The sequence below is a fragment of the Candidatus Competibacter phosphatis genome (assembly GCF_012939995.1).
In the GTDB taxonomy this organism is placed as follows: domain Bacteria; phylum Pseudomonadota; class Gammaproteobacteria; order Competibacterales; family Competibacteraceae; genus Competibacter; species Competibacter phosphatis.
In genome coordinates this window covers 1-16,688 of sequence record NZ_SPMZ01000026.1, presented here as the reverse complement: position 1 = coordinate 16,688, position 16,688 = coordinate 1, and the positions used below count along the sequence as shown (strand labels likewise).

21 protein-coding genes are annotated in these 16,688 nt (G+C 44.0%); 17 read left to right on the top strand and 4 right to left on the bottom strand.

The features are described 5' to 3' along the window. Positions 1 to 258: 258 nt before the first annotated feature. The 16 genes from E4P82_RS09600 (at position 259) to E4P82_RS23635 (ending at position 13,990) form a co-directional block, all read left to right on the top strand. Complete coding sequence (locus E4P82_RS09600; protein WP_211203093.1) at positions 259 to 1,986, top strand: MFS transporter; 1,728 nt, start codon at positions 259 to 261, stop codon at positions 1,984 to 1,986. Further along, positions 1,970 to 3,568, top strand: a complete 1,599-nt coding sequence (locus E4P82_RS09595; protein WP_169248673.1) for a hypothetical protein — start codon at positions 1,970 to 1,972, stop codon at positions 3,566 to 3,568. Before E4P82_RS09600 ends, E4P82_RS09595 begins: the two co-directional genes overlap by 17 nt. Positions 3,569 to 3,591: 23 nt before the next feature. Next, the gene (locus E4P82_RS09590; RefSeq protein ID WP_169248672.1) at positions 3,592 to 4,818 is read left to right on the top strand and encodes an alanine/ornithine racemase family PLP-dependent enzyme; all 1,227 of its coding nucleotides are present in this window, start codon (positions 3,592 to 3,594) and stop codon (positions 4,816 to 4,818) included. 473 nt (positions 4,819 to 5,291) lie between these two features. Next, positions 5,292 to 5,408, top strand: a complete 117-nt coding sequence (locus tag E4P82_RS22025; RefSeq protein ID WP_246327480.1) for a hypothetical protein — start codon at positions 5,292 to 5,294, stop codon at positions 5,406 to 5,408. Between the two features lie 452 nt (positions 5,409 to 5,860). After that, the gene (locus E4P82_RS09580; protein ID WP_169248671.1) at positions 5,861 to 6,067 is read left to right on the top strand and encodes a hypothetical protein; all 207 of its coding nucleotides are present in this window, start codon (positions 5,861 to 5,863) and stop codon (positions 6,065 to 6,067) included. Between the two features lie 194 nt (positions 6,068 to 6,261). After that, positions 6,262 to 6,525, top strand: coding sequence for an ABC transporter substrate binding protein (locus tag E4P82_RS09575; RefSeq protein ID WP_169248670.1), 264 nt, complete (start codon positions 6,262 to 6,264; stop codon positions 6,523 to 6,525). A gap of 150 nt (positions 6,526 to 6,675) precedes the next feature. Then, positions 6,676 to 6,876 (top strand): hypothetical protein, encoded by a 201-nt coding sequence (locus tag E4P82_RS09570; protein ID WP_169248669.1) that lies wholly within the window; start codon positions 6,676 to 6,678, stop codon positions 6,874 to 6,876. A gap of 454 nt (positions 6,877 to 7,330) precedes the next feature. Further along, positions 7,331 to 8,305 carry an ABC transporter substrate binding protein gene (locus E4P82_RS09565; RefSeq protein WP_169248668.1) on the top strand — a complete coding sequence of 325 codons (975 nt, stop codon included), beginning with the start codon at positions 7,331 to 7,333 and terminating at the stop codon, positions 8,303 to 8,305. Positions 8,306 to 10,238: 1,933 nt separating this feature from the next. Beyond that, positions 10,239 to 10,994 carry a sensor histidine kinase gene (locus E4P82_RS09560; protein WP_169248667.1) on the top strand — a complete coding sequence of 252 codons (756 nt, stop codon included), beginning with the start codon at positions 10,239 to 10,241 and terminating at the stop codon, positions 10,992 to 10,994. 95 nt (positions 10,995 to 11,089) lie between these two features. Next, positions 11,090 to 11,443 (top strand): ATP-binding protein, encoded by a 354-nt coding sequence (locus tag E4P82_RS09555; RefSeq protein WP_246327479.1) that lies wholly within the window; start codon positions 11,090 to 11,092, stop codon positions 11,441 to 11,443. A 779-nt stretch (positions 11,444 to 12,222) separates the two neighbouring features. Then, positions 12,223 to 12,630: a response regulator gene (locus tag E4P82_RS09550; protein ID WP_169248666.1), complete on the top strand. Its 408-nt coding sequence runs from the start codon at positions 12,223 to 12,225 to the stop codon at positions 12,628 to 12,630. Positions 12,631 to 12,749: 119 nt separating this feature from the next. Next, complete coding sequence (locus E4P82_RS09545; RefSeq protein ID WP_169248665.1) at positions 12,750 to 12,944, top strand: response regulator; 195 nt, start codon at positions 12,750 to 12,752, stop codon at positions 12,942 to 12,944. Between the two features lie 161 nt (positions 12,945 to 13,105). After that, entirely contained in the window at positions 13,106 to 13,237 is a 132-nt protein-coding gene (locus E4P82_RS22815) for a response regulator (protein ID WP_281383675.1), read from the top strand. A gap of 273 nt (positions 13,238 to 13,510) precedes the next feature. Beyond that, entirely contained in the window at positions 13,511 to 13,657 is a 147-nt protein-coding gene (locus E4P82_RS23645) for a diguanylate cyclase domain-containing protein (RefSeq protein ID WP_169248664.1), read from the top strand. An 86-nt stretch (positions 13,658 to 13,743) separates the two neighbouring features. Beyond that, complete coding sequence (locus E4P82_RS23640; protein ID WP_420887089.1) at positions 13,744 to 13,818, top strand: hypothetical protein; 75 nt, start codon at positions 13,744 to 13,746, stop codon at positions 13,816 to 13,818. Then, positions 13,793 to 13,990 (top strand): diguanylate cyclase domain-containing protein, encoded by a 198-nt coding sequence (locus tag E4P82_RS23635; RefSeq protein ID WP_211203092.1) that lies wholly within the window; start codon positions 13,793 to 13,795, stop codon positions 13,988 to 13,990. Before E4P82_RS23640 ends, E4P82_RS23635 begins: the two co-directional genes overlap by 26 nt. A 60-nt stretch (positions 13,991 to 14,050) precedes the next feature. Here the strand turns inward: E4P82_RS23635 and E4P82_RS23630 are convergent, their stop codons facing one another. The 4 genes from E4P82_RS23630 to E4P82_RS09510 all read right to left on the bottom strand — a co-directional run bounded on the left by E4P82_RS23630 (position 14,051) and on the right by E4P82_RS09510 (position 15,810). Beyond that, positions 14,051 to 14,269 carry a nucleotidyl cyclase domain-containing protein gene (locus tag E4P82_RS23630; RefSeq protein ID WP_420887084.1) on the bottom strand — a complete coding sequence of 73 codons (219 nt, stop codon included), beginning with the start codon at positions 14,267 to 14,269 and terminating at the stop codon, positions 14,051 to 14,053. A gap of 38 nt (positions 14,270 to 14,307) precedes the next feature. Then, the gene (locus E4P82_RS09520; RefSeq protein ID WP_281383674.1) at positions 14,308 to 14,517 is read right to left on the bottom strand and encodes a diguanylate cyclase; all 210 of its coding nucleotides are present in this window, start codon (positions 14,515 to 14,517) and stop codon (positions 14,308 to 14,310) included. 178 nt (positions 14,518 to 14,695) lie between these two features. Next, positions 14,696 to 14,965: a response regulator gene (locus E4P82_RS23625; RefSeq protein WP_169248661.1), complete on the bottom strand. Its 270-nt coding sequence runs from the start codon at positions 14,963 to 14,965 to the stop codon at positions 14,696 to 14,698. A gap of 695 nt (positions 14,966 to 15,660) precedes the next feature. Further along, positions 15,661 to 15,810, bottom strand: a complete 150-nt coding sequence (locus E4P82_RS09510) for a hypothetical protein (protein ID WP_169248660.1) — start codon at positions 15,808 to 15,810, stop codon at positions 15,661 to 15,663. A gap of 635 nt (positions 15,811 to 16,445) precedes the next feature. Here E4P82_RS09510 and E4P82_RS09505 point away from each other — a divergent pair. After that, positions 16,446 to 16,688 (top strand): IS4/Tn5 family transposase DNA-binding protein (locus E4P82_RS09505; RefSeq protein ID WP_169248659.1); only part of this gene is annotated, 243 nt, incomplete at its 3' end.

The window sequence follows — 16,688 nt, the reverse complement described above, 5'->3', positions numbered from 1 at the left end:
AAACGACACTACTCTATCTGCTGGAAACCCGATTTCATGAAATCGCCGCGTGCGGATTTATCGCAGGATATGAGACAGTCGTTTATTGAAATATATCAATTAAGATGCGTTATCAGGATGGGATCGGGGCCAGGAAGGATGTCATGGCCAAATTGAAACTGTTTTGTGGCTCGGTCGTGCTACTGATACTAAGCGTGAGCTTCAGTAGCTTTTTTTACCCTGACGGCGCTTGCCAAGCTGTATGGGAAATCGTCGGGCGTGCTCGATCCTTCCGTCGAGTTCGAGGTGCTGGTCGTCCCGCATGGACGCGGCGCGATTATCGACATACCCCTTTGTATCACCCTGGGGATTCTGTTGATTGGCTGCCTGGCATTGTTGGCGATGATCGTTCGGCGAGCACCGTCGATGCCGGAACAGTGGTCGTTGCAAAATGTCGGCTGGCCATTGGTGGTGGTCAACAGCGCGGCGCAACTGCTGGCACTGTGTATGTATATGAGCAATTTTACGCTGATGGCGTCCGGCGACCCGGCGATCGTGTCCGGCTTGCTTGATGTCGTTATCGAAATCGCCATAACGCTGGTGATCGCGGCACTGTTGTTCGTCGAACTGCTGATCTTGCTGTTCAAAGTCCTGCAGAGTGATAGTGCCGGCGGCTGTTCGCCATCCCCGAGGGTCGATCCCGGCCGCATTCGTCCCGTGGTTTTCTTGTTATTGTTCGGTGTCGATTTATCGGCCGCCTTCGTCCCGCTGCACATGAAAAACCTCTATCAGCCTCTCTGGGGGCTGCCGGAGGATGTGGTGCTGGGATTGCCGATTTCCGTGATGTTTCTGTGTGTCGGCATCAGCATCATATTGTCGGGTATTTGGCTGGATCGGCGCGGCTGGCATGAGCCTTTGCTGGTGGGTCTGGCCCTGGGCGTCAGTGCCATGTTGTATGCTTGGTTGGCGCCCAGCGCGATACATTTCATTCTCGCGATGGGTCTCTGTGGCCTCGGTTACGGTTTGGCCCTGATGGCCCCACAGGGTTTTGTCATGGTGCATACCGACGATAAAAACAAGGCGCGTGGCCTGGCTTATCTGTTCGCCGGCCTGTATGCCGGCAGTATCTGCGGGACCGCCGCCGGCGCCATGTTGGCGGAACGAATCGGCTATGGTCCAGTGTTTTTACTCAGCGCGGTCATGATTCTTCTCGCAATGGGCTACACCTGGTTCGCTCTGCATGGGGTTTTCAAGCGGCGGGGCGGTTATGAGAGAAGGACACTCCATCGCTATCGCGGCTTGATCCTGGGTGGCCTGTTCAAACCCACCCGTTCGCGCGACGAGTCCGCTGGGTCTCGACCGACCTTGGCATCGGTGACGGCAAGGCATTATTGGGATTTTCTCAGCAACCGCTATGTGCTGAGCCTGGTCTTTTTAAGCAGCCTGCCGTCAGCCATTGCTGTGATTGGCCTGCTGAATTATTTCATCCCCGTTTATCTGGACCGCTTTGGGATCTCTCAGTCGATCATTGGCGGTGTGCTGATCCTGTACGGCTTATGCATGGTCTATTTAGGCCCTCTCATCAGTCACTATATCGATGCCTCCAACAATAAACGTTGGTTTGTGATCGCCGGCTGTGTGCTGGGTGGCTGCGCGTTTCTCGGGTTTCAGTTCTTTACCGGGCTGCTCGGAACGATCGTGGCGGTTTTGCTGCTGGGTTTGTCGAGTTGCTTGGTGCTGGCGTCACAAACCACTTATGCGCTGACGCTCGATGTCACCCACCGACTTGGTCAAGGGCGTTCGATCGGGATATTTCGCGCCACCAGTCGCGTTGGCCAGATGCTTGGACCGATTCTGTTTGGTTGGCTCATCATGTCAACCGATATCCATCAAGGTCTTGTCTATTTCGGTCTGGGGTATTTGGCCACGGCGGTACTGTTTGCGATAGCGACCAGCGCGAGTCTTCTTTCGGATAAGGGAAGCTTTTGCCATGCACGCCCGCAGTGAAGTGAAACCGGTGCTTGAATCCGATTCCCTCGACCTCGCTCATGTGCTTGCCCAAGTCCGCGCGCGGTCGCCGGTGATCCAGCGCGCCCTCGACCAGCACGGATCGATTTCGCTCGTTGACTATCTAGGGCGGATGCTGTCGATTTGCGACGATCCTCCACAGCCGCGTCATGACTTGCTGGAGGCGGTCCATCGCTCCGTCCTTCCCTTGTTGGGCGAAACGGTTGCGGAAAAAGCTGCCCAGGAATTGCAAGCACTCCCAGCGATATTGACCGCGCATCACCATGGCGTGGATTTTCAGGCGCAATCCGTGCAGACGAGCTTGATCTTTTCGCTCAGGGCCGTGGGCGGCAAGCCCGCGACCACCGTGCCGGTATTCGCTTGTGGCAACATTGCGCTCAATAATCCGACCTATCCGAGAGGCTTGTTGCTCTACCACCCGGACCGGCAAGGGACGGAGTTCAAACTACCGATCAAATTACCGATCTTTCCAGATCGGGGAAAAAGAAGATCGGTCAGCCTGGTCGCCCCCTATGACAACGGCCTGATCGCGTGCGCCGAGAAACGTTTCAAGACCATGACCGCGAGCCAGAGCGTATCGCCGGCATTGGCGGCGGCGGTTGAAAGTATCCTGCGCGAGGATTATCGAAACGAGGCGATTCTGGGATTAAAGAGCTACTCGCAGCAAGCCGTGGTATTGAACAACCGAATTTGGAAACGCTGTTTTCGCGAGCCGGACAATGCGCCGGAGATGATTTTTCTGGAACTGGAACAAATCACCAACATGCTGTTGCAAGCGGATCTGCACAACGAAGACAGCTTGATTTGGCAAGTGATGTTCAACCCGACGATCAGAACCCGGGTATTAAACCAGTTGGATGGCGCCAGGGCTTGTTGGGATCGGAGCAAGATGACCCAGCGCCTATTGCGCGCCCATCAAACCATCCCCGATCCGGGGAGTTGTGGAACCTTGTTTTTCTGGGGAGTCTGCGATAACGGCTATCGGATTCCTCTATTGCTTACGGGCGCCACCGACCGTACGGCGACCCTGCAAGGGCGGGACGATCGGGGTCAAGCATGGAGTTTCACGTTCCGTCCCGCCGATATTCTCGAAGGGCTGCGTGCCGGACGGCTATTGCCTTCGCTGTTCACCTGTTATACGGCGATTGGATTCGCGCGTGGAATCAGTTGCTGTGGAGGGTATTTCCAGGCTCATTATCTATCGGTCATGCAGCAGGCTCTGATCCGGGTATTCAATGAAACAGCGGGTTGCGCCGAATGGGCCGAGCGTCTATCCCTGGTGCCGAGCAATCTTTATCTGTCGGGCATGCAGACGGTAATGCACGGTTTGGATGACCAGCTATTGCTGCCGGCGGGTCCGGTGGAAATGATCGCCAGCGGAGGATTGTCGCGAAAACAATTGGAAAAGATCCGTTCGCTCACCGTGCAAGACGCGCATCTGGCCAGTCTGATGGATACTCTGCCTGACATTCTTCCTCCGGGAGAACGGCCGGACCGATGGCATCCGCGACTGGCGCAAGCCAACAACCGTCTGCTGAGAGAGCGGGTCGTGGTGATCTGACAACCGGCCGCGTTGAGACTCCCATGGAAATCTTTGGCTATCGTGACTCGGGATTCGATCCCATCGGCGTTTCGGCTTCGCTGTCCCGCCCTGGATCGCGGCAGGGACCGGTCGCGCCGTTGCAGTCCTGGCGACGACGACTGCCAAGCCATCCTTCCCTGAGCGAGCCTGTGTCTTACCGGCGGTATACGCCGCGGCTGGAAATCCACACTGGGCGCATCCGCGACAATGCCGCCACGATCCTCGAACTGTGTGCTCGGCATGACGTTGATGTGGCTTGTGTGACCAAGGTTGCTTGTGCGCATCCAGAAGTAGTGCGCGCCTTGCTCGAAGCGGGCGCGACCATGCTCGCCGACTCTCGACTCGAAAATCTCTGGGCTTTGCGCGAGATGGGGGTTGACGTACCGTTGCTTCTGTTACGCCTGCCCACCCTCAGTCGCGTTGCCGAGGTGGTGCGCGTGGCCGACATGTCGCTGGTGAGCAGTCTGGTCACCATAAAGGCATTGGCTGGGGCCGCGCGAAGCGAAGGACGTTGTCACCGGGGCATTCTGATGGTCGATGTCGGCGATCTGCGCGAGGGGGTCTGGCCGGATCGAGCGGTTGAGATCGTTCGGTCGACCAAGGAGCTGTCTGGCTTCGAGTTGGTCGGGTTGGGCTGCAATCTGGCTTGTTTCGGCGGTGTCATGCCCACGCCCGAGAATATCGGTCAACTCGTGGCGTTGCGCGAGATCTGCCGGCGGGAGACGGGTCTGGAGCTACCGTTGCTCTCGGGTGGGAGCACCAACGCCCTGCCGCTGCTCGTCTCGGATCGCCTGCCTCGCGAGATCAACCACTTTCGTATCGGCGAGGGCATCATGCTTGGGCGTAATCCCAGCGATCGTTCTCCCTGGCCGGGTACCCGTCAGGATACTTTCGTGGCGATCGCCGAAGTGATCGAGGTCGAGCGCAAACCCTCGATACCGGTGGGCCCTCGCGGCCAGGACGCCTTTGGGGGTTGCGAAACGTTCGTCGACCGCGGCTTGCGCCAGCGCGCGATTTGTAACCTCGGACGTCAGGATGTGGCCATTACCGGTTTAAAACCCGTGGAGTCGGGTATCCAAGTGCTGGGTGGCAGCAGCGATCATCTTATTCTCGATGTCGACGAAATGAACCCGGAACCTCGAGTGGGTGACGAGTTGGCTTTTTATCCCAGCTACGCCGCGCTACTTGCTTTAGCCACCTCTCCCTATGTGTATAAATCGGTTGTCTAAGTTGCGGAGAATCAGTCGTGTACCCCTCACTTTCGTTAGGAGAGGTCGTGACCGGTGAGCGTGCCAAATTTTTGCATTGGTCTACCGATGTTGTTAAAGAGATGATATGACTATCACTTTTTTTTAAATGGTTGTGGGAGTATTGCAATTAGTTAAAAATGAATAGCCTAATGCTGAAATTTGAGCCTGGAATGAATCTATCACTTTTGAAAAGATTAATCGCCACGGTTATTTTAGCTATGTCAAGCCAAAAAACTTTATAGATAATCAAATTATGAAAACAAAACGTCCTTATTCCGGTATAGTCGCACACTATGAAAATTGCTTAAAATTATTTGGTGACTCCCACTTGGGGGTTGATTGGCAAAAATCCGAGGATGCTGATAAGCGATATCAGGTGATGTTGGATATAATCCAACATAAAAAAAAATGACTGCGTTACCCTGCTTGATTTTGGTTGTGGTACTGCGGCTTTGCTTGATTATATCAATAAAAATAACATCCATCATATTCAATATGCTGGTTTGGATATCTCTCAAGCTTTTATTGATATTTGTAAAAAGAAATATTCCAATATTTCCTTTTTTTAATATTGATATTTTACAACCAAATATTTCGCTGCCTAGCTTTGATTATATAATCATGAATGGGGTATTTACTGAAAAAAATTGATCTAACATTTGAACAAATGTTTGTTTATTTTTGTTCAATGATCGAAAAAAATTTACCCTTATTGTAAGCAAGCCATGGCATTCAATTTAAGATCAAAACAGGTTGAGCTGGAGGATGCTGAGCTATTTCATTTGTCACTTGACGAGCTGGCTTGGTTTTTTAACCAATAAATTCGGTCGTTGTTTTAGGATTCGTAATGATTATGGGCTTGAGGAATATACGGTTTATCTTTATAAAAATTCATAGTGAATACTAACTCTTTGACGGAAAGCTGATCGTCATTTAAGGCTCATTATTTTCTTAAAAAAAGCGAGAGTTTGTTTTTTCTACCCATAATGATGTCAACTAACCTGGTTTGGGGATTAATTACATGAAAACCTGCGCAAAATATTTGCTTTCTATATTTGTTGGTATTGGTTTGTTGAGCGCTACCGCGCTTGCTATGGAAAAGAGTCTTCCTAACTCTAGTAATAAGGATATTTATTCCATGGCGCCTGTTACTAATAATGGTAAGAAATGGCGTATTGCGTACTATGAAGGTGGCCCTTTTACCGATTACCAACAAGTTTTTTACTGAGACAATTCGTGGGTTGATGCAGCTAGGCTGGATTGAAATATCTGAGCTGCCTAAACAAAAAGGAGAAGAAAATAAAGTGCTTTGGGATTGGTTGGCAACAAAGGCAAAAAGTAAATATATAGAGTTTCCAAAAAGATGCTTTTTACTCACCAAATTGGGTTAGTAAGCAGAGAGAAGAAACCGTCACACGCTTAATGCAGCGATTGACCAAGGCCAAAGATATTGATTTGCTGCTTGCTGTTGGTACTCAGGCAGGGCAAGATTTCGCTAATAACAAACACACAACTCCTACTATGGTATTAACTGCTAGCGACCCTATTTCATCAGGAATCATTAAAAGCATTGAAGATTCTGGCTTCGAAAACGTTCACGCAACCATTGATCCAAAGCGCTACGAGCGTCAAATTCGAATTTTCCATGAGATTGTCAATTTTAAAAATCTTGGAATGTTTTTTTGAGGATTCTATTAATGGAAGAAGCTTTTCAGCCATTGATATAGTACAAAAAAATTGCGAATGAGCGTAATTTTAAAGTTACTATCTGTTATTCCTTTGATGAAAGAATTGATGATACTAAGATCCGCGACGACAGTGTTAGAAAGTGTATGAATGAGTTGCTCGATCAAAAAAGTTGATGCTATTTATATAACTCAACAAAATGGTGTAAATAGTAAAACACTTCCCGATATTGTTAAAATAGCTAGTACTCATCATATCCCAACGTTTTCGCAAGCCGGTTCTACTGAGGTCAAAGCTGGTTTGCTTCTTAGTCTATCTCAGGCTGGGTTTAAATACGTAGGTAATTTTTGAGGCACAAAATATCGCGAAAAGTACTTAATGGTGCCAAGCCTAATCAGATAACGCAACTCTTTGAAGAGCCTCCAAAAGTTGCCATCAATTTGAAGACCGCCGAAACTATCGGTTTCAATCCTCCTATCGTTATATTAGGGGCTGCTGATGAGATCTATAGTGAAATAGAACCCCTTTCAGAATAATAAGATAGGTTAACCATAGTGATGATTGTATGTGTACATGCCTGTTTAATTTTAGGGGATAACAATGAATAACCATCATGCATCTATGATAGTAATAGTGTCTTTGATCTTGGTTTTTCTATCTTTTGGACCTATGGAAGTCGAGGGGAAAAATGATAACTATAGCTATCAACCCGTGACCCATCAAGGAAAAAAAATGGCGTATTGCTTACTATCAAGGCGGTAATTCTTACGCCTATTATCCTTACCTTGCTGCTGTGGTTAAAGGCTTGATTGATTTAGGTTGGATTGAGCGTATTGAATTACCGATAATTGTAGATAAAGATCCGAAAAAGCTATGGTCCTGGTTAGGACAAAATATAAAAAGCCCTTACATCGAATTTCCCATTGATGCGTTTTTCAATGCAAATTGGAGCAATACTACTCGGATAGAAGTAGTTAACACTATTCTGGAGCGTCTGAATAAAAAGAAAGACATTGATTTGATTATTGCTATGGGTACCTGGGCAGGTAAGGATCTGGCCAATAATAAGCACAATACACCCACTATGGTGATGTCTTCAACCGACCCGAAAAATTCAGGCATCATTGAAAGCAATGAGGATTCTGGTCAAGACCATTTATTTGCTCGGGTTGATCCCAATCGTTGGGAAAGGCAAGTTCGAATTTTTTACAATACCATTGGGTTTAAAAAACTGGGAATCGCGTATGAAGACTCTCCATTGGGTAAAACGTACGCCGCAATCGATGTGATCGAATCCCTTGCTAAGGAGAAAAATTTTCAAATTGTCAGATGTTTTACCAAGGATGATATCCCGGATAAAGAGCAAGCTGGACAGAGTGTAGTAAAATGTTTTGAGAATCTTGCCCCCCAAGTTGATGCTATTTATGTCGTTATCCAACAAGGTGTCAACTCTACAACGATTCCAAAATTAGTCTCTATTGCGAATCGATATCGAATTCCAACTTTTTCCCAACAGGGATCAGATGAAGTTAAGGCTGGTTTGTTAATGAGTATTGCCCGAGAAGGAGGCTTTGCGCCGGTTGGTCGGTTCTTGGCGGTTTCCATGGCCAAGATTTTAAATGGCGCCAAGCCTCGGGAGCTTAATCAGATTTTTGAGGAAGCACCTACAATTGCCCTAAACCTTAAAACGGCTGAAATCATTGGCCTGTATCTTAAAGCTGAAATATTAGCTGCTGCTGATGAAATTTATCAGGATATTACGATCCCCACGTCTAATTAACGCGAACTTTGAATAAACAAGGAGGGTGACGCCTGGAGCGACTAAGGTTCCGAGTTATGCCTCGACTATTCCTGGAGAGCTGGGTACGCTTTAACCTGTGAGAGAGGCATCGCAGGTGTGAAGCGCGGAGCGTGTAAAATAGAATTGCCGTAGCTAAGGTTGTCAGTGAAGCGGTCAAACAAGCGCTGCCGGCCGAGAAGATAGTTCGCTAGCTAGTTAGTAGAGATACCCTGGAAGTTGTCATCTGGCTCTCGAAGCTGAAGTCGCCATGGTTGGTGCTTCGAGTACGCCAGATGCCGTCCCTACCTTGGCATGATGGATGGTGATGAGGAAAGCTCCACACGTCATGCTTAGCCTCGTGGCTACATACTCCAGTAGACCGCATTACCATTCGTTTCTTAGTATCCCAAGCATCGCGTCGGTGTCCAGCGCAGCTCCAGACTCCGGTCAGCACTAGTACCCTGAAGTAAGGCAAACTTGGGCTGAATGGATTTGCATCTCGCGCAGTGGCGCAACAGTCGTCTTCTCTGCTCTATCTTGGCTTTTGCTTCGCTGCTGCTTCGGAAAGCGGCATACTAAACCACCTTTCCTTTTCCAGAGGCTCCTGCTCTTGAGAGGATAGAAGCCCCATGAAGACATTGATAAAGTATTTCAATGGAGTACGGAAGCGAGAGGCTCGGATAACCCTAACCTGTGTCAGTATACTTTACCGGTATACTTTATAAGATCTAGTAGCTTTTTACATTTCACCTGACTCATTTTATGAGATAGTCAGAGAATCAATTCATGATTTATTAGGTGAGTGACTGGATGCAGCAACCCATAAATTGTCATAAACTACGATATCGTTGGATTTACCAACGGTCTAGCTTAACCTTGAGGAATGATTATTCCATTTCTAAAAAATGGAATAATCATCATGCTCTTGCATTGATTTCAACCTAGTTTAAGATGCAATATGTTTAGTTCATTACGGATCAAAATTATTTTATTAATTTCATTGATCATGATGATCACTTCTATTGCAATCATGTATTACAGCCATAAAGATGTAGGTAACGCGATTCTTCAGGTTCAAGTAGAATCGGCTGATAATGTTCTGAGATTAGTTGAGCTGAATATTTCTGCTGGATATAATAGGTTATTATCTGATAAATTTGAAATACTTACGAGGCTAGCAAAAAGAATTAAAAAAATTTATCGATTATTTGTAGTACTTTTTATCAATGAACAGAGAATATTGATCGAGAAAAAATAAAACTAAAAAGAAGATGATGCAAAAAAAATGCTATTTTTAGCGTGGATCAGGGCAGTTGATTTAGGTAGGGAAGAATTAATGGTTTTTTGATAAAAAACTCTATGATATTAGGCCATACGAATAAAAAAATATGAAAAATTTGTCTATTGCAAATATTGAAGAATTGAAAGGTAGGAATTTAGCGGAAATCACACATTTTTGACAATCTTGATGAAAAAAGGATTGTCGGCCGTATTTTATTGGGATTTGGATAAAAATGCGGCAATTAGTAAAAAAAATTGGTTACTTTATTCCAATAAAAAGACTGGGGATGGACATTTGGAGCAATTATCAGTTTTGATGATATTGAAGCTGAAAGTCAGAAGAAAAATGGATAAAAATATTAGAAATTCTGACTAAAACTTTTGCTGATATTCACATTGCTAAAACAGGCTATGCGTTTTTGTTCGATAGCAATAAAAATATGTTGATTAAGCCTCCAAATTTATTGCTACCAGACTCGAACTTACAGTTTAACTATATCAATGCATATACGGGAAATTTATTATTTGATGATCTAATAGCTACTGCTAAATCAGAAAAAAAATTACATTCGATATATAGATCCGTTTTCTGCTGATAGTCGAATCATGGAGGGTTTTGTAAGCTATTTTTAAAGCGTTTGATTGGTATATTATGGTTGCTGTTCCCTTGAGAGAAATTCAAGAACCTGGAAAAAATTCTACTCACTCGTCAAAGTGTAATAATCAGCTTAATATTTTTGGGCGGCCTTATTTTGAGCTTAATTCTTGTTTCAAAAAATATCGAGCCCTATTAAAAATCTTGACTTCTTACGCAAAACAATTGCCAAACCAGGACTTTACAGATAATGCAATAGAGTATGGCAAGCTAATTAAAGAGTTGCCTATGAAATATACTGATGAAGTAGGGCGATTGGCTGAATCATTTATATTTATGGAAACGGCCTTAATTAAAAATATTAGGAATGCTATTGAGTCTAATGCAGCTAAGGAGCGTTTAGAAAAAAGAAGCGGCGGAAGAAGCAAATCGAGCAAAAAAGCGAGTTTTTTAGCTAATATGAGCCATGAGTTACGCACTCCATTAAATCATATTATTGGTTTTACAGAATTAATTGTGGATAGAAGTTTTGGTGAATTAAACGAATTACAAGATGAATATTTAAATGATGTGCTCACCAGTAGCCGCCATTTGTTATCATTGATCAATGATATACTGGATTTATCCAAGGTTGAAGCGGGAAAATTAGAGTTGCACATTTCTGAAATTGATCCCTCCTCCGTTCTTGAAAGAAGTTTATTGATGATTAAAGAAAAGGTTTTGAGGCACAGAATTCAGCTAACCACGCAAATCGATAATATACCAAATCTCATCTATGCTGATGAACGAAAATTGAAACAGATTTTTTTATAATTTATTATCTAATGCAACTAAGTTTACTCCAGAGGGTGGTGGTATTAAAATTTCTGCAAGATTGATTAACATGCCTGAAAAAAAATCAACAGCATTTGCTCGATAATTATCGATATCCTCCACAAGATCCCTCTTTTAGCAGTGAAAAACATCTAGTTCAGAAAAGATCCTGTGATAGCCAATATATCGAATTTTCCATATCGGATACAGGAATTGGTATCGCTCTGGAAGACCAAGAGCGGATTTTTTCGCCTTTTGTTCAAGCAGATGGATCATCAAGCCGAAAGTATCAGGGAACAGGGTTGGGCTTGTCGTTAACCAAGAAGCTTGTTGAATTACATGCGGGAAAAATTTTTGTTGAAAGTGAAGGAAAGAATAAAGGTAGTACATTCAAATTTATTATCCCATATTACCCAGTATCCATAAGGCAGGTCGTTAGTAAACAATAAGTGTTTATTCTCCTATCGGTAGTGACCGATACCCTCCAAGAAGCAGATATGGAAAAATTCGAAACCCCTGATTGACTGTCAGGCGCCTGAGCGTCGTAACTAATTATGTGGCCAACTTGATTGATAAATGATTGATAAAGACTGTAGCGGAAATTAGAGTTGTTCACGCAAATTTGGTGCTGTGCAAGATAGTGTATGCTGATAAAGCGTCGTGGCTCGAACATAGTCGATTGCTGTAGCTATAAGTATTTCGGTTGTTGATTAAGGTTCGCGCCTTTACGAGTTTGAAGGTTGTGATGGTGATGTCCATGTTGCCTGTGAAGGCGGCAGTATGGTCTACCCTCGATGGATTCGTCCACCCAGCACGTTCCCCTGCCTTGGTTATACCGGGTACCACTCGCGGGCGGCGCTAGGGGTAACGGCCGCGCTAAAACTGATGTCTTGACTGTGGCTTTGCTCAACGATTGGAAGACCATCTGTTTGTACTATCCCGAAATCCCCACAGACGAGTAACGAAGTCGAGCATGCCTCTGTGATATTGGATGATCGCTCGCAAGATCCACGGCATATACCCCCCATCAGCTTGTAGATCTCCGCCTTGCTTGCAGACCTGATCGAAGTCGCCAGCGCGGCCACTCATGTTGATGCCACTTTCGAACGTGCCATCCCGACCATCACTGCTGGCTAGGCGCTCGTTGCCTTGCCGGGCAAGGTGGCTAAACGGTACGTGAAGATCTATCTATAAGTTGGTATTATAAAATTTTTTATTGGGAGGATTTATGGCCCCAGTTATTTTAATCATAGAAGATAATGAAATGAACATGAAGCTGCTTAAGAGCATCATCAATAAGGCGCAATGTCAAGTTATTGAGGCTACCGATGCAGAGAGTGGGATTCTTTTAACTAAAATACACGAGCCTGATTTGATATTGATGGATATACAACTCCCTGATATGGATGGTTTGCAAGCAACCCGTATCATTAAACAAGATCCTGACTTGAATCATATTCCAATAGTAGCACTTACTTCACATGCTATGATAGGAGATGATAATAAGGCAAAAGCAGCAGGTTGCGATGGATATATTACCAAGCCTATTAATACTCGTACATTTATGAATGAAATATTTTATTTTATTAGATCAAAAGATGAGAAAGATATAGAGCAAAAAAAAACAGGAACCTGATTATAAGCCTCGAATTTTAGTCGTTGATGATGAACCAAATAATGTAAAATTAATTAGTGCCATGCTTTTTAAAGAGCATTTTGATATTATTACAGCTTATGATGGAAAGGCTACATTGGATGTTGTTAATAGTAGAAAAAATTGATTTGATTTTGATGGATATTATGATGCCAGAGATCAATGGCTATCAAGTGACTCAATTGGTTAAGCAAAATCCACAAACAAAAGATATTCCGATTATTTTAGTTACAGCCTTACAAAGTGAACATGATAAAAAAGCTTGGTTTCGATGCTGGGGGCTGATGAGTTTTTAACCAAGCCAATCAATAAAATTGAAATTATTGCACGTATTAGATCCATGTTGAGACTTAAACAGTACCGAGAACAAATGGTTGTTCGTATACAATCAGAGGGCCAAAAAAACTATTTCTTCGTTGAATGAAAAAATCTTTTCGAAATAAAAAATGTGCAGAGTGTGCTTCTTGTCGAAGATAATGATAAAGATTCAAAGCTGATTCAGCGGCTAATCATGAATGAGCCTTATCAGTTAATGAGAGTAAAATCAGGTGAGGAAGCAATTTCTCTTGCCATGCATGAAAAAAATTGACTTGATATTGCTCGACATTATTTTGCCCGGGTTAGATGGCTATCAAGTCTGTCAGCACTTAAAAAAATAACGATCGAACTCGCGATATACAAATAGTGATGATTACTGGTTTATCTGATTTAGAAAGCAGGTTAAAAGGGGTGGAAGAAGGAGTGGATGATTTCTTGATTAAGCCTATTGATAATCGAGAACTGAAGTCGAGAATAAATGCCTTGCTGAGAAAAAAAAGCATATCACGATTTACTTCAGTCACACCGAGAGCAGGCGCTCAGTTTGGCGGTTACCGATGGACTGACACAGCTTTATAATCAATCATATTTTAAACGCTATCTTGATATAGAAATTGCTCGAGCGCAATGTCATCAATATAATGTTGGGTTATTAATCGCAGACTTAGATGATTTTAAAAAAATACAATGATGAATTAGGTCATTTGTTTGGTGACGAGATTCTAAGATTTTTTTGCTCGGCTTATTAGGTCGCATATCCAGGAAATAGATTTTCCGGTGCGTTATGGTGGAGAAGAGTTTGCTATAGTTTTTCCCTATGCTGAGGTTGAAAAAAGTTATTGCCGTTGCTGAAAGAATTAGAAAATCTGTTGAACAATATGTTTTTCCAGAGGTTGAAAATCCTTTGCTGGCACGTATTACCGTCAGTATAGGTATTGCTTTTTGTCCGATAGATGCTATTAAGTCAAATGAGCTTATAGAAAAGGCAGATCACCGACTATACCATGCTAAAAAAATCAGGTAAAAAATCGGATCTTTATAAATTAGTACGATGCTCTAATTTCTGATGCTGTTCAACTTATCGTTACTCTATCAAGGCTGCTATCTTACAATTAATCAATATTTTTTGGTAATTAGGTGCCTTAGAGGCAAACCTTATTTTTTTCCTGTTTTTTTTTGCTTGATAAAGCATGAGATCTGCTTTATTGAGTAGTTCACTTGACGATGTTGCGCAGCATGGAAACTCTGCGATCCCAATACTGACCGTTAGCTTATTAAGAATACTTGGAAGATTTGAAGGCAAGGGTATCTCTAGTAGGGCGGACTGTATTCTCTGGGCGATTAATAAAGCTTTTTTCTTTTTTTGGTATTAGGTAATAGAATAATAAATTCTTCTCCACCGTACCGGGCTGCTTGGTCAATATCCCGAATATTATTCAAAATAATTTTGCCGAACTCATACAAGATAGCATCCCCTGCTAAATGACCAAGATGATCATTAATTGCTTTAAAATTATCGATATCGATGATCATTAACGAGAGGCATCCCATCGTGCGTAATGTTCTTTTTTATTTCATGATCTAAGCATCTTATAAAGTAAGAACGCTTAAACAAATTGGTTAGCCCATCTTTGATTGCCGAGTTAATCGCCGCCTGATAATTGTCATATAATTGATCTGTATATGTTTTTCTTTTTTTAGTAATAAATTGATTTTTGCTATAAATTCTTTATTGTTGATGGGATTGATGAAAAAAATCATCTGCGCCATATTCGAGGCACGCTAGTTTTAATTGATAGTCATTGGTATTGGATACAAATATGATTGGTATATATTGATAAAGATCTATGCGCTTGATTATTTTATAAATATCCAGTCCATCCATATCAGGAAGCACCGTATTGATAATTATCAAATCAAATAATTTGTTGTGTACAAGAGCGATCGCTTGTTCTCCTGTGTTGGTCAAGGTGATAATAAATTGTTCCTGATTTAGCATATTGAATATTAAGCTTTTTTTCTGTCAAGTTATCTTCTATAAGTAAAAAATGATTCCTGGTGTCGCTGCTAATTGATTTTGTTTTTTACTATGCCGTCCTCATTGGTGAAATTGCATTCAATATTCTTTCGAATTTCAAGTTGATCCCTATATATTTTTTAATTTGAACATAGTGTTGACACGAGTCAATAATTCAATTGGATTGACTGGTTTAATTAAAATTTCATCGGTATTATTGTTGAAATCCTGTTTGGCACTGTATGAGTCCAAATCGGTGGTTATTATAATAGGAATGTTCTTTGTTTCAGGGGTATTTTTTTAATACTTGAGCTACTTTGAGTCCATTATAACTCGGTATCATGGAATCTAATATAATCAGGTCGGGTTGGTGTTGTTGGGCATGCGCTAAAGCTTTTTTGGCAATTGATGGTGATTTGAACCCTATAATTCTCGCTTTCAAGGATTTCGGCAATTAATTTTGCATTGGTTTCGTCAATATCGATTATTAGTACCTTGGGGTGATAATTTAAATCTTTTCTGTTGCTTAATGTGCTCATGATAGCATGCCTTAAAATATGTCGGTGTCGGTTGTATGCATGGGCACGCAACGTTCGAAGTTGATCAACCGCTTATTTTCGAATGTGTAAGCATCGTAAGGGAGTTGAATTGTTTGTTGGGCAAAAAAACGCGCCATCTTATTGGTTGCCGGTCATGAAGTTGCGTGCTTTGATAAAGGGCTCCAGCCAAAACAGGGTTTCAGCCAAAATCATCCGTTGTGGTTCATTATATGCGTGTTGCGTTGCGACATGAAAAGTTATTGAATCGATTAAAATTTCGTTATTCATGAGGTTAGCATCTTGTGTGTAGTCGATAGGCCGCTCATGGGGTTTCACTTGGCGCGTGTCCATAATGCAAGGTTGGAGAGGTTGGACCGAACCAAGGGCATGACCTCGACCACCTGATTTCCACCCATCCAATCGTATGATATTAAAAAAATTTTTCTGTCCAGCTTTTCGAGGATATACAGTGTTCTCTTTTGTACAGCCTATCGGTGCTAGCCGCAGTCTCGTGGATTCGCTGTCAATGGGCGTACGAGAGGCTTGAGATCGGTTCATTGCGAGCCCGTACGGATCGCTTTGATCGGTTCATTTCAACCCGAACCTGGTTTCTGTTTCGTCCACGCCTGCCATCGGTGGTTGGCCTTGGAGGTTGCGGGTGGCCAAGTGGTGCGAGCCAGTCGCCAGCGTGTGACATGTCGGGTGGCTGGCAAGTCCGATCGATCAGTGTTCCGCTGCCCGCCCAGGGTGTTTGCATGGAATTATTCGATGGTCGCCTTGCCTTCTCGGTCTATCCATTACACAGATCTTGATAGCGAGGGTAGCGGCCTCCATTTTGAGGGAGCGAACAAGCGGCACAAGGTGAAGAATCATGGAGACGGTGGAGGTGGGTTGGGCGGCGGCGGAACTGGGGGGGAGCGGATTTGGGTGATGCCCGGTTGAATCGACGACTGGTGCGGATGGCGGAACGGTTAGGGGCGCAACCGAATGCCAGCATTCCGGTCGCCTGCAATGGCTGGGCGGAAACCCAGGCCGCCTATCGTTTGTTAGCCCATGAGGCGGTCACTTGGGAGCGCGTACTGACCCCTCATTGGGACTGCAGCGTCGAACGGATGCATGGCCAACCGGTGGTGTTGTGCATCCAGGACAGCACGGAACTGAACTAT

Coding starts and splice junctions, on each gene's coding strand:
- E4P82_RS09595 (WP_169248673.1), top strand. CDS start 1,970: ATGCACGCCCGCAGTGAAGTGAAACCGGTGCTTGAATCCGATTCCCTC.
- E4P82_RS09570 (WP_169248669.1), top strand. CDS start 6,676: ATGAGTTGCTCGATCAAAAAAGTTGATGCTATTTATATAACTCAACAA.
- E4P82_RS09560 (WP_169248667.1), top strand. CDS start 10,239: ATGGTTGCTGTTCCCTTGAGAGAAATTCAAGAACCTGGAAAAAATTCT.
- E4P82_RS09580 (WP_169248671.1), top strand. CDS start 5,861: ATGAAAACCTGCGCAAAATATTTGCTTTCTATATTTGTTGGTATTGGT.
- E4P82_RS09510 (WP_169248660.1), bottom strand. CDS start 15,810: ATGAATAACGAAATTTTAATCGATTCAATAACTTTTCATGTCGCAACG.
- E4P82_RS09550 (WP_169248666.1), top strand. CDS start 12,223: ATGGCCCCAGTTATTTTAATCATAGAAGATAATGAAATGAACATGAAG.
- E4P82_RS09575 (WP_169248670.1), top strand. CDS start 6,262: ATGCAGCGATTGACCAAGGCCAAAGATATTGATTTGCTGCTTGCTGTT.
- E4P82_RS09590 (WP_169248672.1), top strand. CDS start 3,592: ATGGAAATCTTTGGCTATCGTGACTCGGGATTCGATCCCATCGGCGTT.
- E4P82_RS09520 (WP_281383674.1), bottom strand. CDS start 14,517: ATGGGATGCCTCTCGTTAATGATCATCGATATCGATAATTTTAAAGCA.
- E4P82_RS23625 (WP_169248661.1), bottom strand. CDS start 14,965: ATGCTAAATCAGGAACAATTTATTATCACCTTGACCAACACAGGAGAA.
- E4P82_RS09545 (WP_169248665.1), top strand. CDS start 12,750: ATGTTGTTAATAGTAGAAAAAATTGATTTGATTTTGATGGATATTATG.